The 1,313-nt window shown below is 69.6% G+C and carries 1 protein-coding gene; it reads right to left on the reverse strand.

Annotation, left to right across the window (positions count from 1 at the left end):
- The coding region (locus DWB68_RS15710; protein ID WP_119426049.1) for an ISL3 family transposase at window positions 1–1,215 on the reverse strand (1,215 nt) is incomplete at its 3' end.
- Between the last annotated feature and the right edge of the window lie 98 nt (window positions 1,216–1,313).

Consider the following 1,313-nt stretch of genomic DNA (forward strand, 5'->3'; position numbering starts at 1 on the left):
GCCGCGGAGGTGTTCGAGGCGGCCGTTGATGGCCTCCGTGGGGCCGTTGCTGGTGCCGGACCGGTCGAAGAACGCGAGGACGTCGGCGGCGCGCTGCTTCAGGGTGCGGCCGAGGCGGCGGATCTCGACCAGCGCGGCGGGAACGTCGCTCGTGACGGCGTCGATGACTGCTTGCATCATCTGCTTGCCTTGCTTCTTGTCGGGTTCGCGGTAGGCGGCGACGATGCGCTGGTAGATGCCCCAGGTCGCTACCACTTCGACGTGCTCCTCGACCGCGAACACGGCCTCGAGGCGGGCCTTCTGTTTGTCGGTGAGCAGGCTGGCGCCGGTGTGCAGGGTCCGCCGCGCCCGGTAGAGCGGGTCGCCGGAGCGGCCACGGTGCCCGAGGGTGTCCTGCTGGACGCGTTGCCGGCACCGGTCCAGGCCGTCACCGGCGAGGCGGACCACGTGGAAGGGATCCATCACCGGGACCGCGTCGGGCAGTTCCTCCGCGGCGGCGGTCTTAAACCCGGTGAACCCGTCCATCGCGACCACCTCGATCTGCTTGCTCCATTCCTTCGGGCGGCCCGCGAGCCACTGCTTGAACACCGCCTTCGAACGGCCCTCCACCATGTCCAGCAGCCGTGCCGGGCCGGTCTTGTTCCGGGCGGGGGTGAGGTCGATGATGACGGTGACGTACTTGTCGCCGAAGCGGGTGTGACGCCAGACGTGCTCGTCGACACCGATCGTGGTGACGCCGTCGAACCGGGCGGGGTCGTCGATCAGACGCCGCTTGCCCTCCGCGAGGATCGCGGTGTTCGCGGTATGCCAGGACACCCCGAGACCGGCAGCGACGCGGGAGACGGTGAGGTGGTCCACGACGATCCCCGTCAATGCCCAGGTGAGTCCGCCGCGGGAGATCTTCGCGCGCGGCGCCGCGACCTTCGACATGTCCTGCCGCCAGGTGCGTCGGCAGTGATCGCACTGGTAGCGGCGCACCCGGACCAGCAACGTCGTGGGCCGGTGCCCGAATGGCTCATGCGCCAGCCGGCGGGTAACCGTGTCCCGCAGGACGCCCTCGGCACCGCACTTGCGGCACCACGGGTCCGACTCGAGAACACGGCACTCGATCACCGCCCGGTCCGGCTCCAGGAGCTGCCCGACGGCCCCCAGGCCGAGCTCGTCGAGACGGCAGAACGTGGTCAGATCAGGCGCGGCGAAGGTAGCGTGGAGCACGTCGAGGTCTTCCGGATGGCGAGTGTAGGAACTTCCATCCTCGGGGGACCTCGACCCCTATCCAGCCATCGCCGCGCGCACCCCGGCTACACCGTCAA

The organism is Galactobacter valiniphilus (genome assembly GCF_003575975.1).
GTDB lineage: Bacteria > Actinomycetota > Actinomycetes > Actinomycetales > Micrococcaceae > Galactobacter > Galactobacter valiniphilus.